The 23,532-nt window shown below is 68.6% G+C and carries 28 protein-coding genes; 1 reads left to right on the forward strand and 27 read right to left on the reverse strand.

The genetic code is table 11. The features are described 5' to 3' along the window. Position 1: 1 nt before the first annotated feature. Genes ACYVK3_RS16175 through ACYVK3_RS16210 form a run of 8 tightly spaced genes read right to left on the reverse strand, consistent with a single transcriptional unit; the run spans position 2 to position 8,676 of the window. Positions 2–511 (reverse strand): hypothetical protein, encoded by a 510-nt coding sequence (locus tag ACYVK3_RS16175; protein ID WP_460498369.1) that lies wholly within the window; start codon positions 509–511, stop codon positions 2–4. Next, on the reverse strand, positions 508–1,068 hold the full coding sequence (locus ACYVK3_RS16180; protein ID WP_460498370.1) for a hypothetical protein: 561 nt from the start codon (positions 1,066–1,068) through the stop codon (positions 508–510). Before ACYVK3_RS16180 ends, ACYVK3_RS16175 begins: the two co-directional genes overlap by 4 nt. Then, positions 1,065–4,403: a hypothetical protein gene (locus ACYVK3_RS16185; protein WP_460498371.1), complete on the reverse strand. Its 3,339-nt coding sequence runs from the start codon at positions 4,401–4,403 to the stop codon at positions 1,065–1,067. Before ACYVK3_RS16185 ends, ACYVK3_RS16180 begins: the two co-directional genes overlap by 4 nt. After that, on the reverse strand, positions 4,403–7,126 hold the full coding sequence (locus ACYVK3_RS16190; protein ID WP_460498372.1) for a phage tail tape measure protein: 2,724 nt from the start codon (positions 7,124–7,126) through the stop codon (positions 4,403–4,405). The genes ACYVK3_RS16185 and ACYVK3_RS16190 overlap by 1 nt, the downstream gene beginning before the upstream one ends. 34 nt (positions 7,127–7,160) lie before the next feature. Continuing rightward, positions 7,161–7,643, reverse strand: coding sequence for a hypothetical protein (locus tag ACYVK3_RS16195; RefSeq protein WP_460498373.1), 483 nt, complete (start codon positions 7,641–7,643; stop codon positions 7,161–7,163). Continuing rightward, on the reverse strand, positions 7,580–8,035 hold the full coding sequence (locus ACYVK3_RS16200; protein WP_460498374.1) for a hypothetical protein: 456 nt from the start codon (positions 8,033–8,035) through the stop codon (positions 7,580–7,582). Before ACYVK3_RS16200 ends, ACYVK3_RS16195 begins: the two co-directional genes overlap by 64 nt. Further along, the gene (locus ACYVK3_RS16205; RefSeq protein ID WP_460498375.1) at positions 8,035–8,526 is read right to left on the reverse strand and encodes a phage tail tube protein; all 492 of its coding nucleotides are present in this window, start codon (positions 8,524–8,526) and stop codon (positions 8,035–8,037) included. Before ACYVK3_RS16205 ends, ACYVK3_RS16200 begins: the two co-directional genes overlap by 1 nt. A 3-nt stretch (positions 8,527–8,529) precedes the next feature. Continuing rightward, on the reverse strand, positions 8,530–8,676 hold the full coding sequence (locus tag ACYVK3_RS16210; RefSeq protein WP_460498376.1) for a hypothetical protein: 147 nt from the start codon (positions 8,674–8,676) through the stop codon (positions 8,530–8,532). A gap of 82 nt (positions 8,677–8,758) precedes the next feature. Here ACYVK3_RS16210 and ACYVK3_RS16215 point away from each other — a divergent pair, with 82 nt between their 5' ends. Beyond that, complete coding sequence (locus ACYVK3_RS16215) at positions 8,759–8,974, forward strand: hypothetical protein (RefSeq protein ID WP_460498377.1); 216 nt, start codon at positions 8,759–8,761, stop codon at positions 8,972–8,974. On the opposite strand, the gene ACYVK3_RS16220 is transcribed toward ACYVK3_RS16215, so the two are convergent. The 19 genes from ACYVK3_RS16220 to ACYVK3_RS16310 all read right to left on the reverse strand — a co-directional run bounded on the left by ACYVK3_RS16220 (position 8,971) and on the right by ACYVK3_RS16310 (position 23,524). Continuing rightward, the gene (locus ACYVK3_RS16220; protein ID WP_460498378.1) at positions 8,971–9,378 is read right to left on the reverse strand and encodes a hypothetical protein; all 408 of its coding nucleotides are present in this window, start codon (positions 9,376–9,378) and stop codon (positions 8,971–8,973) included. The two genes, ACYVK3_RS16215 and ACYVK3_RS16220, sit on opposite strands and share 4 nt — an antisense overlap. Further along, entirely contained in the window at positions 9,368–9,751 is a 384-nt protein-coding gene (locus ACYVK3_RS16225) for a hypothetical protein (protein ID WP_460498379.1), read from the reverse strand. The genes ACYVK3_RS16220 and ACYVK3_RS16225 overlap by 11 nt, the downstream gene beginning before the upstream one ends. Continuing rightward, positions 9,751–10,149: a DUF6093 family protein gene (locus ACYVK3_RS16230; protein WP_460498380.1), complete on the reverse strand. Its 399-nt coding sequence runs from the start codon at positions 10,147–10,149 to the stop codon at positions 9,751–9,753. The genes ACYVK3_RS16225 and ACYVK3_RS16230 overlap by 1 nt, the downstream gene beginning before the upstream one ends. Next, positions 10,146–10,997, reverse strand: coding sequence for a hypothetical protein (locus ACYVK3_RS16235; RefSeq protein ID WP_460498381.1), 852 nt, complete (start codon positions 10,995–10,997; stop codon positions 10,146–10,148). Before ACYVK3_RS16235 ends, ACYVK3_RS16230 begins: the two co-directional genes overlap by 4 nt. Beyond that, on the reverse strand, positions 10,994–11,692 hold the full coding sequence (locus ACYVK3_RS16240) for a hypothetical protein (protein ID WP_460498382.1): 699 nt from the start codon (positions 11,690–11,692) through the stop codon (positions 10,994–10,996). Before ACYVK3_RS16240 ends, ACYVK3_RS16235 begins: the two co-directional genes overlap by 4 nt. Positions 11,693–11,701: 9 nt before the next feature. Next, on the reverse strand, positions 11,702–11,932 hold the full coding sequence (locus ACYVK3_RS16245; protein ID WP_460498383.1) for a hypothetical protein: 231 nt from the start codon (positions 11,930–11,932) through the stop codon (positions 11,702–11,704). 12 nt (positions 11,933–11,944) lie between these two features. Next, positions 11,945–12,928, reverse strand: coding sequence for an SU10 major capsid protein (locus tag ACYVK3_RS16250; RefSeq protein ID WP_460498384.1), 984 nt, complete (start codon positions 12,926–12,928; stop codon positions 11,945–11,947). A gap of 41 nt (positions 12,929–12,969) precedes the next feature. Further along, positions 12,970–13,620, reverse strand: coding sequence for a hypothetical protein (locus tag ACYVK3_RS16255; protein ID WP_460498385.1), 651 nt, complete (start codon positions 13,618–13,620; stop codon positions 12,970–12,972). A 50-nt stretch (positions 13,621–13,670) separates the two neighbouring features. Continuing rightward, positions 13,671–14,522, reverse strand: a complete 852-nt coding sequence (locus ACYVK3_RS16260; protein ID WP_460498386.1) for a hypothetical protein — start codon at positions 14,520–14,522, stop codon at positions 13,671–13,673. Positions 14,523–14,637: 115 nt separating this feature from the next. Next, positions 14,638–16,113 (reverse strand): phage portal protein, encoded by a 1,476-nt coding sequence (locus tag ACYVK3_RS16265; RefSeq protein ID WP_460498387.1) that lies wholly within the window; start codon positions 16,111–16,113, stop codon positions 14,638–14,640. A gap of 11 nt (positions 16,114–16,124) precedes the next feature. Beyond that, a complete protein-coding gene (locus tag ACYVK3_RS16270) occupies positions 16,125–17,753 on the reverse strand; it encodes a hypothetical protein (protein ID WP_460498388.1) in 1,629 nt (542 codons plus the stop codon). Continuing rightward, on the reverse strand, positions 17,731–18,204 hold the full coding sequence (locus tag ACYVK3_RS16275) for a hypothetical protein (protein WP_460498389.1): 474 nt from the start codon (positions 18,202–18,204) through the stop codon (positions 17,731–17,733). Before ACYVK3_RS16275 ends, ACYVK3_RS16270 begins: the two co-directional genes overlap by 23 nt. Before the next feature lie 625 nt (positions 18,205–18,829). Continuing rightward, positions 18,830–19,153, reverse strand: a complete 324-nt coding sequence (locus ACYVK3_RS16280) for a hypothetical protein (RefSeq protein WP_460498390.1) — start codon at positions 19,151–19,153, stop codon at positions 18,830–18,832. Positions 19,154–19,306: 153 nt separating this feature from the next. Continuing rightward, positions 19,307–19,870, reverse strand: a complete 564-nt coding sequence (locus tag ACYVK3_RS16285) for a hypothetical protein (RefSeq protein ID WP_460498391.1) — start codon at positions 19,868–19,870, stop codon at positions 19,307–19,309. A gap of 18 nt (positions 19,871–19,888) precedes the next feature. Then, complete coding sequence (locus ACYVK3_RS16290) at positions 19,889–20,680, reverse strand: hypothetical protein (protein WP_460498392.1); 792 nt, start codon at positions 20,678–20,680, stop codon at positions 19,889–19,891. Beyond that, complete coding sequence (locus tag ACYVK3_RS16295; protein ID WP_460498393.1) at positions 20,667–20,915, reverse strand: hypothetical protein; 249 nt, start codon at positions 20,913–20,915, stop codon at positions 20,667–20,669. The genes ACYVK3_RS16290 and ACYVK3_RS16295 overlap by 14 nt, the downstream gene beginning before the upstream one ends. Positions 20,916–21,000: 85 nt before the next feature. Further along, positions 21,001–22,188 carry a phage tail tube protein gene (locus tag ACYVK3_RS16300; RefSeq protein WP_460498394.1) on the reverse strand — a complete coding sequence of 396 codons (1,188 nt, stop codon included), beginning with the start codon at positions 22,186–22,188 and terminating at the stop codon, positions 21,001–21,003. After that, a complete protein-coding gene (locus ACYVK3_RS16305) occupies positions 22,167–22,352 on the reverse strand; it encodes a hypothetical protein (RefSeq protein ID WP_460498395.1) in 186 nt (61 codons plus the stop codon). Before ACYVK3_RS16305 ends, ACYVK3_RS16300 begins: the two co-directional genes overlap by 22 nt. Positions 22,353–22,354: 2 nt before the next feature. After that, entirely contained in the window at positions 22,355–23,524 is a 1,170-nt protein-coding gene (locus ACYVK3_RS16310; RefSeq protein ID WP_460498396.1) for an RtcB family protein, read from the reverse strand. Positions 23,525–23,532: the final 8 nt, after the last annotated feature.

Below are 23,532 nucleotides of genomic sequence, written 5' to 3' on the forward strand. Positions count from 1 at the left end.
GTCACTCCTCGATCCACTCCGCGCGCATCCACGCGCCCGCGTGCAACCGGGTCGCCCCCACGTCGGAGGTCCGCTGCGCCCACGCCAAGGCCACCGACCCAGCGGTGACGATGCGGACCAGCGCGGACTCGGTCGCGCCGGCGGCATTGCCGAGCCCGTTCCCGTGCCCGTACGTCACCTCACCGGAGGCGACCTGGCCGATGAGTCGCGCCTGCGTCGACAAGCGATCGGTGGATACCGACCCGGGGCCAGAGCAGGCGCGGAGGCTCACCAAGCTCGCGTCGGCAGGGGTCGTCCAGATCGTGCGGATGCCGGCTGCTGCAGTGGCCGAGGAGTAGTAGATGCCGATCTCGATCTCCCACAGGCCAGGGTCGAGGCTGAGGGATAGGTCCGGGTCATTCGTGGGCGTGACGGTCGAGGAACGGTCGGTGCTCGACGGTTTGATGACGTACTGCGTGCCGCGCAGGTTCAGCGCGGCGTCGTCGATCCGTTGGCCTGCACGCCAGCTCACGTCGCCTCCAGCAGCACGATTGGTCTTGCTTTGATCCACGAGCCGGCGCCCAGCTGCGTGCCGTCCGCGTGTACGGTGTGCTCGGCCCACGTGATCGACCACGTGGTTTCCAACGCCAGCGAGAACAGGCCGTCCTCGATGATCACGGCGTAAGAGGTCAGACCGTCGTCGTTGCCGTACAGGCGTGCCGGTGTGGGGGAAGCGATCGCTGTGGACGTGACCGCGGTGCCGCGCGTCTGCACGTTCGTGTTGATCCGGTTCGTGGAGGTGGAGGTGGGACCGAAGCCGATCCGCTCCGGCTGGACGCCGGTCGGGGGGACAGTGAACCCCCACCCGACCTTGATGCCCTTTGATCCTGTGGTGGCGCCGTAGAACAGCCGCGCCGAGAGCTGCCACATGCCCGCTGGGAGGCTCAGCAGCAGGTCCGGGTCGTCGGTGGCGGTGGCAGACGTGCGCGTCGTTGCCGCCGGCTTGTACGCGAACCGGGCCTGGCGGGCCGCGGGGGCGGCGGTAGTCAGACGGTCTCCGGCGACCCACCAGGGCGCGTGCGTGCTCACAGCCCCACCCTCGGCGGGGTGGCCAGGCGCACATCGGATCCGGCTTGATGGGTTTTGGTGACGCCGTTGACACTGCGCGCGACGGTGAACGTCTGCGGGCTCGTGTGCCCCGTGATAGCGGTGACGGTCATGACCTCGCCTCCGATTACGACGTTGAACGGGAAGTCCGAGGGCTCGGTCGTCCACAGTGCGTTGCCGGTGTCGGACGACACCAGGATCGAGGTGTCGGCGTCGGTGATGGTCCCGCCGAGAACCGCTGTTCCGTGGACCGTCCACGTTTTCCCGGTCGAGTCCTGGAAGCTCGGGGTGCCTTGTGGATGACCGGTGAAATCGGGGTCCGTAGTGAGCGTCCCGTCGATGCCGTCCCACACGCGGAGCTCATGGATCACACCTTGGAATGGGTTCATGTTGCCGCCGTCGGTTGCGCCAACGACCAGTGGTTCTGTGCTGGTGAACAGTGACGCGAGGCTCGGCCCGGTAATTGTCGCCCCGAGCTGGGTCCACGGGCCAGTCCACGACGGCGCGATTTCGAACTTGGTTTCGTGTTCTCCGAGGCCGTTGTCGAGGAGCAACGTGAATCCGGCGTACACGTCGTTGCCGGTCACCGTCGCGGTGGCGGGGTCGCTGAATGCCGAGAGTCCGTCCGTCGATGCGTTGATCCGCAGCAGCCCGTCGGCTTGGATAACCCACTGCCACGAACGCTGGTCAGTGCTGGTGCTGTATATCGACGCGATCGCTTGCACGCCATTCGTCCACGAGACGGGGGACAGCCGCGCCCGTACCTGGATATTCCCGGTGATCTGGAGTGAGGGGTGGCTCGGTGTCGACGCGTAGGATTCTGCCGCGCCGGGCAGGTGCATGCCCGCGATAGGGAGGCCGGACCCGGCGGTGTCGAGCCGGCCAGTCTCGTCATCGCCGAGCGTGGTGATCCGCCACGCCGCCAGTGGTGAACCGTAGGCGACCGCGGTGGCCTCGGTTGCGGTCCAGGTTTCGTCGTAGCCCTCGATGAGCTGCTCGATGGTGCCCGGGGAGACCCCCTCGAGGCCGGTGATGGCCAGCGGCCGCCCGATTGGGTCGGCAGCGGCCCACTCTTCGAGGAGCTCGGGGAGATTCATCACGTTGAGCGGCACCGACGGGTACCGCTCGTGGGCCAGCGCGGCATCGGATCGAGCGACTTCCCAGCCGGCGTAGGACCGGAGGTGGTTCTCGTCGGCGCCGGTGTTGACGTCGACCGTGTCGGAGTACAGGCCGATCCGGTCGATCGATGCCTGGTCGCGGACGTGCGCCACGGCGCCGTTCCAGTTCTGTGCAGTCGCGTTGTTGACGATGCGCTGGTCGTCGTCCTGGATTTCGAGGTCGGTGCGGACGCCGGAGGAGGCGTCGAGGACGATTGGGTCAGCGATGGCCGTGTCGTAGAGGTCGGCGCGGGTGATCATCGACAGGCCGCCGTCGAGGGTTTCATACGCCAATCCCCGGTTGGTTTGCTCGATCTCGTCGAGGATGTCGGGGACGGCGCCGACCTGCTGCGGCCCCATCGAGTCGGTGGCTTCGGAGTGGGTTGGTGTGGCGATGGCGGTGACGACGTCGCCGGGGGCTCCGAGCCGTGCAAGGCGCTCCTCAGCGGTCTCGCCTGCGTACCCCTCGACGACTGCCCGGTGATACGTCTCGGCGATGTCGGGGTGGCCCTCCCACAGGGCGAAATGCCCGTATGAGGAGTCTATGCTTTCGCTGGTGCCCCACGGCATTACGAAGTGCGACAGGCGCCCCAGCTGGGGCGGGGACGTGTTGACCGACCCCGACACGAGGCTGGTCCCGTCGACGTAGATCGTCATCGTCCACGCTCCGACCCCGACAGCAGGGGTATCGATTTGCAGGACGACCGTGTGCCACTGGCTCATGTCCGGGGTGAACGAGTCGTCCCACACGTACTCGATGCTGGTGGTGCCAGTCGTGCCGATCCGGGACGTCCCCCACCGGATGTTCGAGTTGGAGTCGCCCGCGAAAATCCGCAGTGATTGCAGCTCCCATGAGGGGACGGCGTCGGTATTGGAATCGAGGTGGAGCGCGTAGGCGAGTGTCCATTGTCCTGTGTACGCGCCGACAGCGGGGAAATGCGCGCCTGTGACCGGTGTGAAGGCCGGCAGTGGAGCAGAACCGGCAGCTCCCGGGTCGGAGGCGAAGCGGACCACCGAGTCGAAGCCGGCATTGGGCTGCCGCGCGATCGTCGCGTCAGGCTGGCCCGCGATCGCCGATGCGAACACCTCGGAACCAGACGGGTCCTCCATCGGCCAGTACGCGTGCGGGTTCAGGGATTCGATGGTCCGGCGGGCCACCGATTTGGGCTTGCCGCGTTGCGTTCTGCGGAGTACGCCGTTCGCCGTGATATCGACTTCGGCTTCGTTCTCGTGCCCGACATGCGGGGGCCATTCCGAGACGTACCCGCAGTAGCGAGGCGCCCGGACCTCGATGTCAGCGAACTCGGCGGTCAGCGGCACAGTAGTGCCCGCGCCAGCGCGGATCTTGCATCCGACGCGGCCGCGCTTGAGGACGCCGTCGGTCGCTTCGATGTTCCACGCCGCAGGCTCGTCGGTCCCGTCGGGCCAGGCCTTCGCGCGCAGGAGCGAGCGGACCGCGGCGAAACGGACATGCCACCACTGCCCCGGACTCGCGACCCCGACAGCGACGTTCCCCGTCAGGTTCGTGAATGTGGTGTCGGCGATACGGCCGATGTGCAGCTGCACGTCACCAGTCGAGGTCCAGATCAGGGCGGCTTGGTATTGCGTGTCGTCGGCTGCGGTGGCGCCGGGCGCATGGCGGACGATGAGGTCGGTCTCGACGGTGGAGGTCGGTGTCCCGCCCGGGAGACGCACGCGTGCTGTCATTTCGGTCTCGCCGAGGTCGAGATCGGCGAGGGTGCTGATCCGGTTGGACAACGTGGCGTCCACGACGACGGCGGCCACGCCGGCGGTGACGGAGTAGTCGGCCGGAACGCCGCCCTGCGACTCCCACGCCTGCCCTGTTGGGGTGGTGCCCCAGCCGTCCGCGATGGTCCGGTCGAAGTCGTCGACGGCGCGGCGGAGACAGAACCTGATCGGCGTGTTCAGCTCGAGGCCCGGGTAGTACGGGCTGGACGGGTTGAGTCGGGAGAACCTGCCGTCGAGGTTGTCCAGGCGGACCGTCATCGTTGATGGGGCCGGTCGCGAGTCCTCGTCGGCGCGGCCGCGTTTGATCGCGGTCGTTCCCCGCATGTAGTCGGAGATGTCGACCCACGACCAGGTGTTCGGGTCGGCCGGGTCGCCGCCGGGCGCGATCTCGAGGACGGAGTCGATCTCCACTAGCGCCTCCCCCCGATCGCCTTCTGCACGTTGCCGTTGGCCTTGACGCGGATGAGCTTCTGCATGAACCGGTCGAGCTCGCGGCCGGCGCCCTGCGAGTCGAGGATCAGACGCACCGTGCTCTCGACCGTGGTGTGCGAGCCTGCGGACGCAGTCGCGGATGCCGGAGCGTTCGGGCGGACGCCGAGCTTGCGGCCGAGGTCGCGCCACAGGCCGAGCGACCGCGCCCGGTGCTTCGGGTCGTGGGAGATGATCGATTCGGGGTGGCCGGCCTCGGCGACCATCGCGAGCGTCGGCCGGGTCGCCACGCCGCCGCGCGAGTAGTACTGGTACGGCCTGGTGCCCTGCTGGGTCCCGGACGTCGAGTATTGCGTGTGGATATTGATGTGTTTGTATGAGGGAATGTCGTGGATCTCGTCGATGAGTTCCGCGATGCTTTTCTCCTCCTTTTTCGCATCCGAATCGATGTCGGTATAGGCCGACCCGGGCAGGCCCATGTAGGTGTTGATGAGGTCCTCGACCTTGTCGTCAGTGAGCCCCGCCTGACTGAGGACGCGGCCGAGCTCCTCGCGATACCGGTTGTAGGTCTCGGTCGCCGACTCCACGGACCCGGTCTCCTGGTAGACCGCATCGGCGGCGTCCATCGCGGCCTGGGCGACGTCGAGGATCGCGGTCATGTTCTCGCGGCCGGCCTCCGTGTTGTAGTCCAGCGCCAGCGTGAACTCGTCCGCAGCGCCGCCGTCCTCAACGAAGGCCTCACGGTTCTCGTCGATCGCGTCGCTGAGCGAGTCCAGGGACGACTCAGTGCGGATGATCGCCTCGTCGGTGCTGATCGCCGCGCCGTTGAGGATGTCGAGCGCCTCACGCAGGCCGCCGGCGGCCTCGATCGCCGCCTCCATCGTCCCGACGGTGATGGACAGCGAGTCCTCGAAAACACGCTGCTCCTGAGCGGCGGCGTCCGTAGCGCCCGCCGACGCTTCGATGGCAGCCTGGTACTGCGGTAGGCCTTCTCGCAGCTCATCGATCGTCACGTCCTCGGCCGCGGCGGCATCAGCGACGCGTCGGAATGCGTCCGCGGCGTTCTCGGCGTGGCCGCTGGCGACCATCTGCGCCAGCGCGGCGTCGAGCGCTTCGATGCGTTCCTTCGAGGACTCGACGGTGGTGTCGCTCCAGACGTCGGCGAACGTCGCCCACTCGACGGCGGCGGCGATGGTGGTGCCGGTCAGGTCGTGCCAGGACCGTTCGAGGACGTTGACGTCGTTGGCGAGGAGGTCGAGATCGTTGCCCCAGAGCCGCGCCATCTCGCCGGTCGCGTTGCCGGAAGAGGCGAAGTCGCCGAGGCGCTTGGCCAGCAGGTCGAGATCGTAGGTGACCTGGCGGCCGGCGACGGCGTTGACGGCGGCGAACGTGGCCATGGCGGCGCCGGCGATGCCGACGCCCTTGGCCATGCGGCCCATCACTCGGTTGGTGCGGCTGCTGGAGGCACGCAGTTCCGCGAGGGCTTCGCGGGTCTCGGCGGCTTTGACGACGAGGTTGCCGAGCCCGCCGACGGCGAGGAGGCCGGCGCCGCCGATGCCGACGATGGCGAGTCCGGCGGTCTGGACTGGCCCGGGGAGGCTGGCGAACGCGTTGACGAGCTCGGTCGCGGTCTGCGCCATGAACCGCATGGCGTCGTTGGCGCCGGAGCCGGTTTGGATGAGCGCGGTGTCGAGCGAGGACTGCAGGATCGTCAGGTCGCCCTTGAGGTTGTTGAGCCGCTCTGCCGCGACCTCGGAGGCGTAGCCGGCGTCATCGACCTTCCGCGTCCACGTCGCGATACCGGCCGAGCCCTCGGAGTAGAGGACGTTCGCGGCTCGGACCGCGTCGGTGCCGAAGATGGTGGCGAGCGCGTGGTCGCGCTCGGCCTGCGTGAGGCCCTGCATGGACGTTTGGAGCTGTCCGGCGAGATCCTTGAGGCCGACGAACTGGCCGGAGGCGTCGTAGGCGGCGATGCCGAGGTCGTCCATGATGCCAGCGGCCTCGCTGGACGGCGCGGCGAGCGCCAGCAGCATGGTCTTCAGGGAGGTGCCGGCGTCGGAGCCGATGAGGCCGGCCGACGCGAACGCGGCGAGCGCGCCGGTGCCCTCTTCGATGTCGACGCCGAACTGGTTGAGCACGAGGCCGGACTGCTCGAGGGCCATGCCGAGGTCCGCGACCGAGCCAAGGCTCTTGCCGGCGGCGGCAGCGAGGAGGTCGGCGATGTGCGGGACTTGCTCGCCGGAGAGCTTGAACTGCTGCATGGCCATGGCGGCGATCTCGGCAGCCTCGGCGACGCCGAGAGCGCCCGCCGAGGCGAGCGACAGCGCGCCCTGGAGACCACCGTTCAGAATATCCTTAGTGGACACACCGGCTTTGCCGAGTTCCTCGATCGCCTGGCCCGCCTCGGTCGCGCTGAACGCGGTGGCCTTGCCTGCTTCGATCGCGGCCGCGCGCAGGAGGTCCATGTTCTCGTCGGTCTCGCGCAACGCGGCCTGGACGGCGCTCATCTGGTGGTCGAACTCGGCGAACTTGGCAATGGCGTAGCCGGCGGCCACCACGAGCGCGCCGCCCATGACCGCGGCCGTGGTGGAGAGCTCTCTGGTGGATTCGCGGTGAGCGAGCGCGTTCTTCTTCAGCTCGGCCGAGGCGTCGACCCAGGCTTGCCGGTAGTTGCGGACGGCGGCGATGGCGCCGGACATCTGCATGCGAATGCCTACGGTTACTGTCCGGTCGGCCATGTCACCCCCTCGGCTTGCGCGGTTCGATCCGGTCGACGTTGAAGAACAGCGCCTGCGGCTGAGTGGTCTTCTTGTCGCGGGCCTGGTCGGCGGCGATGCCGAGAGCGGTGCAGCGATGGCAGCGGGTCGGTTCCGCGGGGACGTAGACGCCGTCGGCCTCGGGCGCGGTCGTCTCGGAGAGGCGGCCGTGGCAGCCAGGGCACTCGTCGGCCTCAGCCAGCGCGAGGGCGAGCATCCATTCCTGCTGCTCTTGGTCCCACTCGGTTTCGCGTTCGGTGATGGTCACCATGCGGCCGTCGCGCTTCTCCCGCCACGAGACCGTTTGCGGCTCCCAGCCGTCGAGGCGCTTGATGCTGATGCCGAGGGCCCGTGCAGTCTCGGCCTTGGCGCGCAGCTCGGCGGACTCGTGGATCCGCTCGACTAGAAAGGGAGTTGGGAGTTCCGGAGGTTGAGGCCCTGCACGGTGGTGACCAGCCGGATCCACTCGCCCTCGGTCAAGACGGCGTCGATCTCGTCCCAGTCCTCATCGGTGACGACGGGGTCGACGATGCAGGCGCGGACCATCGCGACGTAGAACGTCGACTCGTTGTAGCCGACCTGCCGGTCCTCCCGGTTGTCCTTGCGAGGCGGGTGGTCCTTGACCAAGTCGGTCCAGTGCCGGCGGGGCAGGCCGCGGAGCTTGAGCCGCAGCGTCGCCCGGTCGACCGCGTCCCGCAGCTCGTCGTCGACCGTGGGCTTCTTGCTGCGGAGGCTGCCGGCGGTCTTCGCGGCCGCGTCGCGCTCGGCCGCGCGATACGCCTCGATCGCCGAGGCGTCGAGGCATATCGCGAGGTCGGCTTCGGGCAGCTTGGCGTGCTTGAGCGCTTCAATCGCCATCAGGCGCCAGCTCCCACGACCGCGTCGAGCACGGGGTCGGCGGTGATCATGGTCGGGACCTCGTAGCGGGCGGTGGTGTTCGCCTCCGGGCCGAGGTCGCGGCGGGTGCCGCACTGGATCGGGTAGCACGCGACCGCGTCGGCTGCGGCGAAGTCGGGTTCGGCGTCCGTGTAGCGCCGGATGACCAGGACGCCTTCGGTGTTGCGGGTCAGGGTCGTGAAGGGCGTGTCAGTGTCGGTCTGCTTCTTGATCCGCAGCATCGTGCCGGAGAAGCTCGCGCGGCCGGGGCGCTTGTTGTCGAACTTGCTTCGGAGCGCGGTCGTGTCGACCTCGGCGGTGTCGGGCTCGAAGCCGACGAGGCCGTCGGCGGTGATGTAGAGGTCGAGGTCGTCCACGCCAGCGGCGATCTCGGTGGTGGTCGGCGCGGAGAGGTCCGCGACCGTCGGCACGAAGGCGACCTTGACGGTGCCGTCGACGATGATGTCGTTCATCGTTTACTTGTCCTTCCCGGTGGTCTTCGCGTTGGCGGTGGCCGCGTCGGCTTTCTTCCAGCCCTTCGCCAGCCACGCCTCGACGGCGCCGGCAGGGCAGAGCCACTCGCCGCCCGTCTTGGGGTGGCGCAGCTTCACATGGGTTTTCACTGGTGCTCCTGGTGGTGAAGTGGTTACGGTTTTGGCACGTTCGGTCGATGTGGAGGCAGGAGCGAGTCCGTACGCTGGAGCTATGGACCAATCCCCTGTGCGGCTCAGCTCCGCGATCGCGGTGATCGCGATCGTCGCGACGGGCGCGCTGTCCCTGATCTGGCCGCCGATGCTGTTGGTATCGCTCGGCTTGTTCCTCGCCGCGATCGTTGGAGTCGCGGTCGCGCTCGTGGTGGTGCGCATGCGAATCGCGGTCGTCCGCAGGAAGCGCCAGCGCCTCCACCAGGACGCCGCTTAAGCGGCGGTGGCCCGCCACAGGTAGACGACGACCTGGTCCATGACCGGGACGCCTTCGGCTTCGTCGCGCTTGGCCGGGATCGTCAGCTCGCGCTTGACCGGCCCGGATCCCCAGCCGGGGACGGTGAGCCGCTCGGCGGCGACGGTCGTGGCAACCTGCCCGGCGATGATGCGGGCGCCGGCGGCGGATTCGGCGACGCAGTGGCAGTAGGCGCGCATGGTCGCCTCGGTCGATCCGGCCCGGAGATTGGAGTCGGGATCGTTGCCGCCGGCGAAGTACACGAGGACGTATGGCGGCCTGGCACCGGTGGGGACGTCGCCGTCGTGGACGGTCAGTGCCGGGTTCGTGCCGAGCCGGGCCAGGAACGCTTCGGCCGCGGCCTGGTCGAACGGGTCAACTGCCACCGAGGGCCTGCTCTGCGGCGTCGCCGGTGTACCGCTCGATGCGCGGGATCTCTCGGTCCAGTGCTGGTAGGCCGCCGGGGATGGGCGGGTTGTTGACGGTGCCGAACTCGATGACGTTGCCGAGAGGCCCCTGTGCCTGGCCCTTGTCGGGGCCGATCTCCCACTCCATCGCGCCGCCGCTGATGCGCCGGTCGTAGCTGATGGTGCGGGAGAGCGGCTGAATGTACCGGTGGCCGGACCATGCCCGGGTCCAGTCGCGCTTGATGTTGAGTGCGGCCTTCTCGCCGACCTGCTGGACTTCCTTGGCGAGGCGGGCGGGGGTGTGGCCGAGGTCGGTGATGTAGGCGCGCACTTCGGAGTCGTCGATGTCCATTACCCGGTCACCTCCGTGCACAGCACTCGCCGCATCGTCGCGTGCGATTTGTGGTTCAGGTCTTTGAGCCGGAAGAGGATCCCGACGAGGTCGGGGTCGTGCTCCGAGGAGACCAGGACGATCTCGTCGCGGACCTGGAGACCGGTGACGGCCATTGGCAGCTGCACTTCGACCGAGAGCAGCACCAGGGCGGCCTCGCCGATGTCGCGCGCCTCGCCCCAGTACCCGCGGGTCTGCACCCGGCACTTCTGGTCGGCGTACAACGTCGAGTACGTGGGCACGACGGCGCCGGTGGTCCGGTCGGTGGTCTCGCCGGTACGGCGCCGAATGGTGCAACGGTCGACCATGAGCCGCTCGGCGGCGGCGCGGCCACGGGCGAGGACGAGCGCGGCGCTCACGGTACGTTCCCCGCTTCGCCGGCGTAGGCGTCGACGAGGTTGGCGCGGGCGTGCTCGGGCAGGTCTTCGGCGGTGACCGCATAGCGGACGCGGTAGTCGTCGATCGACTCGCTCACGGCGCCGAGGATGTTCTCGAGTTTGTTGGCCGCGAGTGTCATGACCATCGACCGTGCCGTCTCCAGGCGCCAGTCGCCGGTCGGCCACCCGTGGGTGTAGGTCACCTCGATCTCGCTGGGCTCCGAGGGGCAGGCTCGCCAGCCGCCGCGGCGCCACAACTTGTTCCCGACGCGCTTGTAGTCGGTGCCGGCGGTCAGCTCGTCGCCGTCGATGGCCACGCGGGTGACGGCGGTGACGGGGCGCTCGGGGAGGTCCAGCCAGAACGACGTCGTGCCCATGATGGTGACGACGTCGTCGATCACCTCGGTGAGGTGCTGGCGGACCGCGTTGCGGACGACGCCGCTGGCCGTGTTCAGCAGTAGCGTGGCCTTGCTCTCGCTGATCGTCTGCCCAGTCAGTTCCTCGAGTTCCGCTTCCGTTACCAGCGGTTCGCCTGCGGAGAGCACGGTGATCAGTTCGGAGGCCTGCACGGGCTGGCCGGATGCGGTGCCGGCCCACTGGGCCAGGTAGTCGCCGGTGGCGAGCGCGCCGTCGACGGTCCAGCTGTAGGTGTAGGTGCCAAGGCCGGCGTGCGCGACTCCGTCGACGGTCTCGGCGACGATGGTGGCACCGGCGGCAGTCGTGATCGTGATCGACGGCTCGGTGTCGAGGTCGAGGCCGGGGCCGCCGGCGTATTCGGTCCAGGTGGCGACCAGGGTTATCGTCTGGCCGAGCCGGATGGTCGTGGTCACGCTGCCTCCCAGGAGAAGCCGTCGAGGCGGATCTCCGGGCCAGGCCCGCTGCCGATCGAGCTGCTGGTGCTGAGGGCACCGCCGGTGGTGACGGTGAGGGTCACGCCGGCCGTGCCCTGGCGGGCGATCTGGGAGACCTCGACCGTGGGCTCGTAGCCGGCCGGGACCGTAGCGAGCGTCGCGCCGGCTGAGAACGCGAAGCCGTCGAGGCCGTTGATGATGCCGCGCATGCGTACGACGCCGTAGGCCGATTCGAGCCGGACCTGTGCGCGCACGGTGCCGTGCTCGATGCCGTCAGCCAGGATCAGATCGGTCCATTCGCCGACGCGGAGCGCCGCGAAGCCCTGGGCGTCGATGCGGGACAGCGGAGTGTTGCCCGCGTCGGTCCACTGCTGCAGATCGCCGGTCTGGGCGCCGTCGCGCTGCTGGATGCGTGACGGGACCGTCGCGGGCGAGCCTGGCCGGGACCGAAGCTCGCCCTTCTCGTTGAGGTAGCCGGTCCGGACCTGCTGGCCGGAGTTGTTGACCCAGTTGGCGACGAGGACGTCGGCGGCATGGTCGTTCGGGGCGTCGATCTGGACCGCGACCGCGTCGGGGTGGGTGAGCTCCACGTGGAGCACCGGGCCCGCCTCAGTCGCGATCATGTGGCGATCCAGCTTGGCCGGATCGCCTCCGACGACGCCTACAGCGACCATGCCGCCCCCTTACTCGGTCTTCGTGTCGTCGCCGGTGCCGCTGGGGCCGCCGTCGTTGTCGACGGGAGCCGGCGCGGGCGCTTCGGCCATGGGCCGGACGCCGCGGTCGGCCGGGAGCGCGTTGAGCATCTCCTGGTCGGCCTTGGACTTGACGTCGAAGACGCCGTCGACGGCCTGGAGGTACTTGCCGTTCTTGCGGCGGACCTTCAGCTGCGGATACCGCGTGCTCGTGAACTTCATTGCTGATTCTCCTTAGACGGCCAGGCCGATGTACTTGCCGTGGTGCTGCTCGACGCCGTACTCGAGGCCGACCTCGCCGTAGATCTGAGACCGCTCGGCAGCACCGGTCTTCGCCAGCGGCTCCACGAACAGGAAGCCTTTGCCCGGGTGGGGCAGGAACCGCGGCGCGCATTCGCCGAGGGAGACCACGGCGATCTCGTCCTGCGGCATGCCCGGTTCGAGCATGATGTTCAGCGACCCGAAGTCGGTCTCCAGGACCGTCACGTTGACACCGCCGACGTTGCGGGAGGTCTCCCGGTAGTTCGCCTCGGTGATGTACCGCTGGGTGAGCTTCCGCTTCTGGGTGGAGTTGCACATCAGAGTGCGGGTTTCGGACTCTCGGATGCCGCCGTTGTCCCAGACGTCCTGCATGAGGTCCCCCATGAGGTCGCCAGCGGGGTCGGCGATGTCGGCGGTGCCGAGGCCGTCGAGCACGTTGGTCGTGATGGCCTCGAGGATGCCGCGGGTGGCGCGGGCGGTGGCGTTGGTGGCCGGGTTCGCGAACGTGCCGGTGAGGAAGCCCTGGTTGACGTCTCGGGCGATCTGCTTGAGCGCCTGCGTGATCTGCCACGCCATCTCGTCGCCCACGGCGTTGGTGCCGGCGATGCCGACAGAGCCGGGGTGCGCGGAGCCGGTGGAGTTGAACTGGCCGGTGGCGGCCAGCTTGGAGTAGGAGACCTCGATGGTCTCCTGGTGGATCTCCACCACGTTGAAGACGTTTCCGCGCACGCGCTCTTCGGCGGTCGGCGCGTTCGCGCCCTCCAGGCGTTGCCGGTCGTCGGCGGGCGCGCGGAGGTCGTAGGTGGACCACTGGAAGAGCGTCGCGTCGGCCGGTCGGCCGCCGGTGAGGCCGCCGATCGCGGAGAGGAACGGCGTGTCCTCGCGGGAGACGGCGAAGAGTTCGCCGACGAAGTTGGGCAGGTTGAACGTAGTGCCCTGCCCGGTGATGCCAGCCATGCTGGCCTCCTAACTGGACTATGGGCACTGTTGTGCCCGGTTTACTGGGAAGTGAGTTGCTGCGTCTTGAGCCGGATGACCTCGGTGAGATCGCCCTTCTCCTCGGCCGCCTTGATCTGTGCGGAGAGGTCGACCGGTCCGCGGGCGCCCTGCGTGGGGTCCGGTGCGGGCCGTCGCGGCCCGCCCTGGGCGGCGGGAGCCGCCGGGTCCTCCGGTGCGACGCCGAACAGCTCCTTCAGTGCTGCGGCGTCGGCCGCGAGCTCCTCGGCGTTGTTGCCCTGCAGACGCGCGGCCTGCTGCGGCGTCAGCCCGGCGGCGGTTGCGACTTCGATACGGAGCCGCGCGAGACGCTCGGACTCGGCGGTCTGCTGGAGCTGCTCGATCTGCGCGGCGAGCTTCTCCACCTCGGTCTTGTCGTCGTCGGGGACATGCTGGCCCCCTCGGATGGCCTCGACGAGGTTGTTGAGCGGCTCCAGGCCCTTGAGCTTGTCCTCGAGGTCCTTGACCCGCTGCCGCTCGGACTGCAGCGCCCGCAGGCCGGCTTCGCCGAGCGGTTCGTCGGTGGTGGACGGCGTCTGCGGTTCGCCCGCTGGCGGCGTCGGGGCCGGCGGGTCGCCCGCCGGCGGAGTGGTCGGGATTCCGCCGGCCGGAGCCGTCGGCGTCGGGTTGGTGTTCGTCGTCTGGTCGCCCATCGCGGTCTCTCCAGATCAGGCCCGGCGTCGCGCCGAGCAGTGGTTGTGGCTCATACGAAGCCGCGCACCCGCATCAGGCGGGCGCGCCAGTCCTCTTCGATGTAGCCGTTGGCTGCGAGCAGCTGTAGCGCGTGCTCGCGGTCGCGCGCGATCTCGTAGATCGCCTCCGGCATGAGCTGGGCTTGCCGGTTCCGCCCGCGGCCGGAGTAGGTGACCGGCAGGAGGTTCCCGCCGATGTCGACGCGCTGCAGGGTCCTGCGGCCGCCGGGGGTGCTGCTGGCGACGGAGAGGCCGGCGGCACGGCGTCGGACGTTGACGACGCGGCGCAGATCGGCTCCGTCACGGATCGCCTGCGCCCCGGCGACGGTGAAGATCCGTTCCTGCTCAGCGCGGCTCAAACTGTCGAAGTACGCGCGAGGGTCGGTGTGCTCGGCGACGTCGTCGCGGCTGCCGACCGGGACCTGGATGCAGTCGCATCGCGGGTGCCGTTTGAATGCGGTCTTCCACGTCGACACTTCGCCGAGGAGGACCACGCACCTCGAACACGATGGCGGGCTGAGCGCGCGGGCGTACAACTGCGTGCGCCTGGTGGTGCCCGCGACCGTCCCGGCGACGCGGAACGCGTCCTCGAGCTGCGTGGCCACGATCATGAGCAGCGAGGACAGGCCGTGGCTCATAGCCGTTTGGAGCGTCTCGCCTTCGGCGAGGTTCGCGACGGCGGTCGAGGCGGGCTGTTCGAGCAGGGTGTCGAGTGGGCGCCCGTCGGAAGCGACGCCGACGAGCCCTGCCGGGTTGATGCGCCCTTCTTGGCCGTAGTCGAGGTCCTGCGAGTCGAGGGCAGTGGCGATGTACTCGTCGGCGGTCTGTCCGGCGAGGAGCTGGCCGCCCATGATCACCGTCATCAGTCTCGGCACCTGGTGGCGCCAGGATGGGCGGATCGCTCCGACCTCAACGCGTCGCCACAGCCGCGTCGCCTCCGACGTGGCCGCAGCGACTGTGGCCCGTAGGAGCCGCTGCCTACTCCTCGCTGCCTGGAACGCCTGCGCCGGGTCGGCCATTGTCGTCTCCAGCGCCGGTCGTGGTGTTCATGTCGATCTGCTGGCCGAGCATCGCGACCGGGTCACGCTGGCGGCGCTTCTCGTCTTCCGTCTCCATGCGCGTGATCTGGACGTCGGTGTAGCCGAGGTCCTCGCGGGTCTGGCGGAGTGGCACGATCGGCTCCTGCCCGGCAGGCGCTGCGTAGAGCTTGATGGCGCGGTCGGCGGCTTGAGCGATGGTCGGCGTGGCGGCGTTGCGCCACATGGTCTCCATGCGGTGCAGGTCGGTGTCGTTGACCGATGCAGGGTCTTGGAAGCGCCGCACGAGCCGCATGACGCGTTCCCAGCTGCCGCCGAACGCGGTCTGCTTCCGCTCGGCGCGCTTGATCAGCCGCGATTCGGAGGACCGGATCGCGTCGGCTGAGGCCGGCTGGTCGGTGGCGTACCCGAGATACTGCGGCGGCAGGCCGGCGAGCGCGGCGACGACGTGCGCGAGCGCGTTGATGCTCCCGATGAACTTGGAAAGGTCCGCCGAGGAGAACTCGAACGTCTTGGCGTCGCCGGGCTTCGCATGTGGGATGGCCAGGATCTGGCCCATGGCGACCTGCGTGGGCGAGAGCTGGTTGCCGTCGCGGTCGCGGAACTTGTCGGGTCCGACGCCGAGGAATCCGCGCTGCGGGATGGCGACGAACTCGGCGGCGACCATCATGTCGGTGGCGAGCTTGTTGGCGGCGTCGGAGAGCGGCAGTACAGCGGCGAGCTCTGACCGGCCGTACCGCAGGAGCTGTGCGTTGGTACGGGTGCGGCGCGTCTGGCGCAGCCGCGGCCGGTTCACGATCGGCGTGACGGGAACTTCGCCGAGTCCGTGCTCGTCGCGGTGGTTCTCTTTCCAGCCGCCGGCGGACCAGTCGTACCAGATGGTCATGTCCGGCAGGTACAGCGTCGCGGTGCGCTCGCTGGACTTGACGAGGTCTTCGGGTTCCTGGACGCGGCGGAGCGCGGCCAGGACAGTGCGGTCTCGGGGGTCGATCGCGGCGTACAGCTCAAGCGGCGACTCGGCGGTGACGAGGGGGATGTCCTCGTTCTTCTCGTTGGTGCCGACGGCGACGTAGGAGCGCGATAGTGCGAGGGCGTCGGTGTGCGCCTGCGGGGCCTGCTCGTCGAGGTTGTTGTACTGCCAGACCTTCCACAGTTCCTTGTCGGCGCTTTTGGCGCCGGGGAGCCGGAATCCGGTGATGTCGAGGCGCTCTTCGAGGGCGTCGACGACGAGCTGCGGCCAGCCGATGATGACCGGCTTGAGCCGCTGCTCGACCTCGGCGAGAATCTCGGGGTGCATGTAGGTGAGCGGCTGCTCGCCCTCGTAGTAGGCGTCGAGCGTTTCGAGCTGAGGGATCTCGGCGTCGTGCCGCTGCGAGAGGTATTGCACCCAGTCCTCGGGCTTCGTGGGGTAGGGCACGGGCACCTCCCTCACATGACGAGAACGTATTGGTCGTCTTCGGGCCACAGCTCGCCGGCGGTGGCGTCGCATGCGGCTTCGTGGCAGATGATCGAGGTGACCGCCGCGTCGATCTTCTGTGTCGGCGACGCCTTCTCCAGCACGTAGCGTTTGTTGGTGCGCGGTGCCTTGCGGGCGTTGTCGACGTGGGTAGCGGTGGTCTCACAGCCGTCGTGCGTCCAGGTCGCTTGGTCCTTGGTGACGTCGACGTGGAGGCGTTCGGCGGCGGCGTGCATCTGCGTGATGCGGCCGGTGGCCCAGCGGAAGACGATGTCGTCGCCGTAGGTGGCCGACCAGTTGTCGATCTCGGTGGACCACCACCAGGGGTCGCAGTACATCCGCACGATCGTGTACCGCTCGAAGAGCTCGTCGACCGCGGCCGCGACTTCGAGGCGCGGGATCTGGCCGCCGTGGTCGACGGGGTTCCAGATCGTCGGGATGCCGTCGCCGTAGGTCGGCGTGAACTGGTAGCCGTCCTGCGTCTCGGCGCGGATCGCGGTCCAGTCCCCGGTGTCGGAGCCGTCGAAGCCGAGGACGATCGCGGTCCCGTCCTCGACGACGCGGGTCGCCTTGCGGGCTTCCCACTCGGTGCCTTCGAGCCACGCGCCGTGACCGTAGACGATCCTGTTGCCGTAGAAGCGCTCCGCCTGGCCGGGGTCTTCTTCCATCAGCTCGAGGGCTTCGGCCTCGATGCCGTTGATGTCGACGTGGGTGCAGCCGGCGTAGACGTAGGCGAGGATCTTCCGTCGCTCGGCCTTCTTCTTGAAGCTCCACTGCCGCGGCGGTGGCTCGTAGAGCTTGAAGACGTCCTTCACCTTGGACTCATAGGTCCGCTGGGCGACTGAGTCTTCGGACGGGTCCCACGGGTTCGTGGTCTCCATCGAGCGGCCGCCCATGCCGGCGAGGCCGCGGCGCATGGTCTCGGCGACCTTGCGGAGCTTGTTGGTGTCGTTGTAGAGCCCGGTCTCGTCCTGCATGGCGAAGTGGATCGGGTTCCCGAGCCGGGCCGAGGCCGACGAGGTGACCACGGCGATCTCGCCACCGTTGAAGATCCGGATGAACTCCTCGCCGACGCGCATCTGCTCGCCGAGCGGGCCGGAGCGGATCATCTCCTGCAGCGGACCGAAGACGTTGTCGACCTGGTCCTCAGCGGTGGCCATCAGCTGGATCATGGGCTTGGGCCAGCGCATGCCCATCGGTTCGCCGGGGTCGTACTCGTAGACCCACCCGCAGCCGCAGCCGTGGTCCTCGCAGTCGTAGATCTCGCCGCCGGTCGCCCAGCCGGCGAACACGACGGGCCCGGCGGCCTCGACGGCGACGATCGACGCTGACCACGGGCCTTTGCCCGATTTCTGGGGCGCGACGACCTGGGAGCGGCGGTTGTGGAACGCCGGCGCGAGGATCGGCCGCTCGGGCCGCCATATGGTCTTCGGCTTGACCCGGTAGTGGTTGACCGTCGCCCAGAGCTGCCAGTCGTAGAGTTCGAACGGCTTCCCGCGCTGGAAACCGTCCGGGATGGTGCAGTGGTGCTCTATCCAGTCCGGGACGATCCACAGCGTCGGGAAGTCGACGACATACTCAGGCCGCTTCGCCGTCGTCACGGACGACCTTGAACCGGTTCTTCGCCGGAGTCCGCTCCGAGCCCGGCTGGTTGTCGGAGGAGTCGGAGCTGGACTGCTTTTCGGCGCCGATGGTCCAGCCGTTCTCCTTGAGGCCGGCCGGAGTCATGCCGATCTGGTCGGCCAGGCGGATCATGGCGTTGATGTCGTTGGCCTTCGCCTCGTCCGACTCGGCCATCGCGGTCCGTCGGACCCACAACGCGATGGTCTGCCACCGCCATGGCTGCTCAATCCACGCCCACGCCTGCGGCGCTTGCCATGCCTGCCGCCAGAGCGTGTCCTCTCGGACGGTGGCGTTCGGCAGCGGGAACTCGGGGAACGCGCGGTTGAACGGCGTCGCCGGGAGCACCCGCAGCGGGGTCCCGTCGGCGCTGCGGAGCGAGTTTTGGTCTTTTGGCGGGCCCGAACGGTTGCGTGCGCCTCCACTGGCCATATTGGTCTCCTCGCGGCCGCGTCGCGCGGCGCTCAGCGTCGTCGGGGGGCATCGCGCCGCCCCGAATGGTGGTCACTCTGAGTGACGAATCTCGGTTTTTGAACCCGCCGGACACCTCGGAGCCCTCCCCGGCGGTCCAGCTGCCTACCCGGCAAAGGGTTTCCCCCCACCCGTTCGTCACTCTGGGTAGTTGAAGCTTGGTCGTTGAGTTGCGTGAACGTCAGCGCTCGTCGTGGTCGGCGAGCCAACCTGAAGGTTGGTTCTCGCTCGTTCTGTGGTTGTGGCAAGGCGCGCAGAGTCCGCGTCCGTACCTCGGATCGTCGGGGTCCAGGCCTAGGGCGACCAGGTCACGGCGAGCCTTGGGGTAGTGGTCTGCCACTGTGGACCACGCGGTGCAGGGGCGGCCCTGGTGTGCTGGGTGGTCGGGTGGGCATGTGCATACCGGGTCCCGGTGCAGTACCGCAGGGCGGAAGCGGGTGCGGTGTCGGTGGCCGTAGCCTCGCTGCGCTGCTGTGCCTCGCTGTTGCTCGGCCTTGCGCTTGTGGGTCGGGCACCGTGAGGTACCGGTAGTGGCTACCTCGGGGCACCCGGGTACCGAGCAGGGGCGTCTGGCACGGGGCACTGACTACTCGCCCTCGTCGTCGGAGCCTTGGGGTAGGAGGAGGTAGTGCCGCACTAGCCACCGTGCCTGGCCTACCGGTCCAGGTAGGGGTTCGACCAGTGGTCCGCACAGGCAGTGCTCGTCCTGGTGGTAGTCCAGTTCGTCGGGCGGTATCAGCTGCACTGCGTGCCGGTACCGGATGCCGTCGATCGTGCGCGCGATGTGCGAGAGGGCGATCGCGGCGATGTCGTCGAGGATGCGGAGCGGCCTGGGGAGCCGGTCTGATGGGCAAGTCGGGGGGCGCTGGTCAGCGCGGGCCCGGCGAGCTGATGTGGGCTGCTGGTCCATGCCTGCCTCCCTTATGACCGCACTCGGGGCATAAGAATGGCCCGCGAACACAGTTCACGAGCCTGACAATGAGAGTCTTGCATGCAGGTCACGGCGTTGTCAAGCGCCCCAGGCAATTGCGGCCAGCGCGTTTGGCCTCTTCAGGCGGAGCAGTCATAGCTGCCATGTCCTCGGCGTTGTGAGCGCGATGTCGTACTTGATGTAGAGCCCGCAGTCGTGGCAGCGCCATTCCTTGTGGGCGGGGTTGGTGTAGTCCTCGCGGGTCTCGTCGTTTGCGTGCGGGCACGTTTCCTGCTCCGGGGTGTGAGGGACGCACCCGAGCAGGTCCCGGAACCGTTTGATGTGGGCGTCGACGTCGGCCATGTGCCGCTCGGCGTCCGCGTGGAAGTGGTCGTGGGCCAGGCCGGTTCGGTAGTTGTCCACGGACTTCCAGCCGCACGTGCACCGTGCCCAGCCGAACCCGTCGACCATGGCCCGCTTCTTGATGATGTCGTGCTTGGCGCGCATCCCGATGCACTGGAGGTCGAGGCCGTTGACCGGCTCCCAGTCGCCAGCGCCTTCGCGCTTGACGAGAGCCACATTGTCACCCGCGGGGAAGCTTCGGAGTTTCCGGTAGGGGATCGCGGGGTCAGTGTGGTCGGCGAGGTACTGGACCGCGTCGGGGTCGTCGAAGTACGGGCTGGTCTGGTCGACCTTGACGGCGTACATGGTGGCCATGGTTCATCCTCCCACCGTTTAGGCGGACGTTGTTGCTGGCGCGGGTTGGTCTTGGTCGAGGAGTAGTTCGACGGCGTCGCCGAGGCGGTAGAGCCCGTGGCCGTTCTGGTCGGTGCCGTGTTGGGCGAGTCGGCCGCGGGTGATCCAGGAGTTGAGGGTGCTTTCTGGGAAGCGTCGTCGGAGCATGGCGTTGAGGATGTGGTGGGTCTGGCGGGCGGTGAACAGTCGGTCGGCGCCGAGTGTGAGCAGCTGCTTGGTGCGGTCGTCGGTGTTGTAGATGCGGCCGCAGTCGGGGCAGCGGGTGGTGGCTTTGCCGTGTGGGGCGGAGAGCTGGCCGGGACAGCCGACGGCGATGCAGGGGCCGAGGGCGATGAGTTCGGCCCGGGCGTCGCAGGCGCGAGCGAGCTGGTTCTTGGCGGCAGTGAGCTCTCGCTTCGCTTTGGGGGCGGCTGGGTGGCAACGGAGCCATGCGAGCTGGCTGGTGATGAACCGGGCGTGGCCGGCGATGGTGCTATGGCCTGGCGCGGTCCGGTGGCCGCCGCGCTTGGCGGCGATGAAGGTCGCCCACGTCGAGAGCGTGCCGTGGACCTCGTGGGCGGCGGTGGAGGCGCCGGTGTTGAAAGGGACCGGGGTCTCGGTGCTGCGGCTGCCTTCGGTCTCGCCGATGCGGTCGATGCGGGCGAGCGTGACCTCGAGCTCGGGCCCGAGCTCGATGATCTGCGCGAGGGTCTTGTCGCGGAGTGCATGGGTGCAGTCCCAGCAGATGACGCCGGTGTCGTGGATCGGCTTCCCGCATTCACATGTCGGCACGGTCGTCTCCCTTCTGGCCGCTCGCTTGGCGCTGGCCGGTTCGGTCGCTGATGGTCAGGTACACGGTGAGGGGCCAGGCTGCGGCGAGGAATGTGGCCACGGTGGCCTTGGCGCCGGCGGGCGCGGTGCGGATGTCGGCCCACGGGTGCCGGTCGCAGTAGCGCCAGGTGAGCGGCCACGCCGCCAGCGCCGTGGTGAGGTAGGCGATGGCGCTGGCGGCGAGGACGGTCGTCATTCGGCGGTTCCTTCGGTGAGCTCGGGCGTGGTCTCGGGCCGGCGGCCAGCGCGGAGCGCCGTTTCGAGGTCGGTGGTCAGGTCGTTCATCGGTGGTTCCTCCAGTTGCCGTGGTCGCGTGGGCGCCGGTGTCGTTTCGGGGCGGGGCCAGTGTTGCGGTTCTGCCGGGATTCCAACGCGCGCTGGCGGAAGTAGGCGGTGACGTCCATCCCGGTCTGCTCCAGGATGTGTTCGGCGAAGGCTTCGTCGAGCTCGGTGTCGGTGGCGCCTGGCCCGAAGTCGCCGAGTGGGGCGCCGCAGTCGCAGCGGAGATGGGTCTCCTCGAGGAGCTGGTAGACGCGCTGGGCATGATGGGCTTCATTGGAGTCGAGCGCTGTGGGTGCGGTGGCGGCGCGACCGAGAGCGGTGAAGCCGTCGGCGCTGGCTCTCATCGTGTCCTCGATCAACCGGAACGCCTCGGTCAATGCGTCGGCGAAGGCGGCGGTACGGCGGGCGGCCTCGCGGGCGACGGGCGCCTCGTAGGCTTCGAGTCCTTCGCGGATGGTCGGGTATTGGTTGGCGGTGAGCGTCTCGATCAAGTAGTCGCGGTGGAGTTCTTCGGGGTCGGCATTGGCGAAGGCGCGGGCGTCGGCGTCGATGCGGTCGGCGAACGCCTGGAGATCCCCACTGGTGTAGTGGCGGGCCTCGTCGATGATGATGTAGCCGGTGGCGGAGTCGTAGGTGACGGTGGCGGCGCGGCCGCTTCCGTCGAAGCCGACGACCACGGGCCGGTCGTCGGAGGTGTCGGGGCGGATGGTGATGGTCTCGCCAGCGCTGGTGGTGTCGATTTCGATGCCTGCGTCGAGTTCGGCCGCGGTCGGCGCGGCCGGGTCGGCGATTTCCGGCACCCAGTACAGGCGCGGGCCCTCCTCGGGGACGGCCATCAGGCGGTCGCGAGCGAGCAGGTAGGGGGCCCTGGAGCCTGTGGGGTTGCTGGTTTCGAGGATGTGGTCGGCGTCGGGTGGCGCTGGTTCGATGCCGAGGCTTTCGAGGGCCACAGCGGACCAGGAGGTGAGCTGGGGCTTGACAGGCCAGCGGTCCGAGGTCTGGTCGAGCTCGTGGGGGCCGTCGTAGCCGAGGTGCGTGTAGCGGGTCTGGCAGGCGGCCGAGCAGTAGTCGAGGCTCTCGCCGTCCGCGCGGATCGGGCTGCCGCAAATGCATTTCGCGGTCTCGGCGTCGATCGCGGCGAGCACTCGCGCGGCCTCTTCGGGGTTCACCGCTGGACCTTCTTCCATGAGCGGATGTTCACGAGCGGGAACGAGCCGAGGTCGTCGTTGAGGCCGTAGTTCCCGTCTCGGCGGATGTGGAGCACGTTGTCGTGCGTGTGGAGCCGGTCAGCGCACTCCACGGTCTGCTCGGTGCCGTCGTTGAAGACGATCTCAACGTCGAAGTAGCGCACGGCTATTCGCCTTTCACGTTGACGATCTGGCGGAGGGTGTGGACGACGTCGACGAGGTCGGCGGCGTCGGCCATCACCTGGTCGATGTCCTTGTACGCGTCGGGGATCTCATCGAGGAACGCTTCGGAGTCGCGCCATTCGATGCCGGCCATGCGCTCGCGCAGCTGCTCGACGGTGAAGGTCTTCTTCGCCTTCGAGCGGGAGTAGTTGCGGCCGGCGCCGTGCGGGGCGGTGCACAGGGACAGCGGGTTGCCCTTGCCGCGGACGACGTAGGAGGCGGTGCCCATGGAGCCGGGGATGAGGCCGGGGACGCCGTCGTGGGCGTCGATGGCGCCCTTGCGGGAGATCCACACGTCGCGGCCCCAGTGCCGTTCCTTCGTCGTGTAGTTGTGGTGGCAGGAGATTTCCTCGGAGGCGTCGATCTCGCCGCCGACCCAGTGCTCGAAGCGGGCGCGGACGCGGCGCATCATCTCGGCGCGGTTCTCGCGGGCGAACCGCTGCGCCCACCGCATCTCGTTCATGTACGACCAGAACTCGGGCTCGCCTTCGACGAGGTAGGCCAGGTCCGGGTCGGGGAGCGTGATCCAGCGGCGTTCGCACTGCTGCCTGGCGATCTTGATGTGGTGCTGCGCGATCCGGTTGCCGACGCCGCGGCTGCCGGAGTGGAGGAACAGCCAGATCCGGTTCTCCTCGTCGGCGCAGACCTCGATGAAGTGGTTGCCGGACCCGAGGGAGCCGAGCTGGAGCCGCCAGTTCGGCGCGATGATGTCCGGGTTGAAGTCGTCCGCGTCGGCCAGGCGCTCGAGCTGATCGCAGGCTTTCTCGGCGTGGTAGGTGAGTTCGGTGTTGTACTGGCCGGCCGAGAGCGGAATGTCCTGCTCGATCCCTTCGCGCAGGCTGGTGCGGTCGAGGCCTGCGATGTCGTCGAGGGTGTACTGGGTGCGGACGGCGTCCATGCCGCAGCCGATGTCGACGCCGATCGCGGCGGGGATGATGGCCCGGTCGGTGGGGATCACGGAGCCGACCGTGGAGCCTTTGCCGAGGTGCGCATCGGGCATGAGCGCGACGTGCGGGTGGATGAACGGCATGGACGCGGTGGTCTCGGCCTGTGCGCGGGTGTTGGGTTCGAGGATTGACGCCCAGTTCATGAGGCGCTGCGAGATTTGTTCCATTGTGGTCT

The organism is Glycomyces tarimensis, from assembly GCF_054776215.1.

Bases quoted from the DNA above. Each gene is read 5' to 3' on its own strand.
- ACYVK3_RS16190 (WP_460498372.1), bottom strand. From the start codon at position 7,126: ATGCAGATGTCCGGCGCCATCGCCGCCGTCCGCAACTACCGGCAAGCC.
- ACYVK3_RS16200 (WP_460498374.1), bottom strand. From the start codon at position 8,035: ATGGCGATTGAAGCGCTCAAGCACGCCAAGCTGCCCGAAGCCGACCTC.
- ACYVK3_RS16205 (WP_460498375.1), bottom strand. From the start codon at position 8,526: ATGAACGACATCATCGTCGACGGCACCGTCAAGGTCGCCTTCGTGCCG.
- ACYVK3_RS16215 (WP_460498377.1), top strand. From the start codon at position 8,759: ATGGACCAATCCCCTGTGCGGCTCAGCTCCGCGATCGCGGTGATCGCG.
- ACYVK3_RS16225 (WP_460498379.1), bottom strand. From the start codon at position 9,751: ATGGACATCGACGACTCCGAAGTGCGCGCCTACATCACCGACCTCGGC.
- ACYVK3_RS16240 (WP_460498382.1), bottom strand. From the start codon at position 11,692: ATGGTCGCTGTAGGCGTCGTCGGAGGCGATCCGGCCAAGCTGGATCGC.
- ACYVK3_RS16245 (WP_460498383.1), bottom strand. From the start codon at position 11,932: ATGAAGTTCACGAGCACGCGGTATCCGCAGCTGAAGGTCCGCCGCAAG.
- ACYVK3_RS16250 (WP_460498384.1), bottom strand. From the start codon at position 12,928: ATGGCTGGCATCACCGGGCAGGGCACTACGTTCAACCTGCCCAACTTC.
- ACYVK3_RS16255 (WP_460498385.1), bottom strand. From the start codon at position 13,620: ATGGGCGACCAGACGACGAACACCAACCCGACGCCGACGGCTCCGGCC.
- ACYVK3_RS16260 (WP_460498386.1), bottom strand. From the start codon at position 14,522: ATGACGGTGATCATGGGCGGCCAGCTCCTCGCCGGACAGACCGCCGAC.
- ACYVK3_RS16275 (WP_460498389.1), bottom strand. From the start codon at position 18,204: ATGGCCAGTGGAGGCGCACGCAACCGTTCGGGCCCGCCAAAAGACCAA.
- ACYVK3_RS16280 (WP_460498390.1), bottom strand. From the start codon at position 19,153: ATGGACCAGCAGCCCACATCAGCTCGCCGGGCCCGCGCTGACCAGCGC.
- ACYVK3_RS16285 (WP_460498391.1), bottom strand. From the start codon at position 19,870: ATGGCCACCATGTACGCCGTCAAGGTCGACCAGACCAGCCCGTACTTC.
- ACYVK3_RS16295 (WP_460498393.1), bottom strand. From the start codon at position 20,915: ATGACGACCGTCCTCGCCGCCAGCGCCATCGCCTACCTCACCACGGCG.
- ACYVK3_RS16300 (WP_460498394.1), bottom strand. From the start codon at position 22,188: ATGGAAGAAGGTCCAGCGGTGAACCCCGAAGAGGCCGCGCGAGTGCTC.
- ACYVK3_RS16310 (WP_460498396.1), bottom strand. From the start codon at position 23,524: ATGGAACAAATCTCGCAGCGCCTCATGAACTGGGCGTCAATCCTCGAA.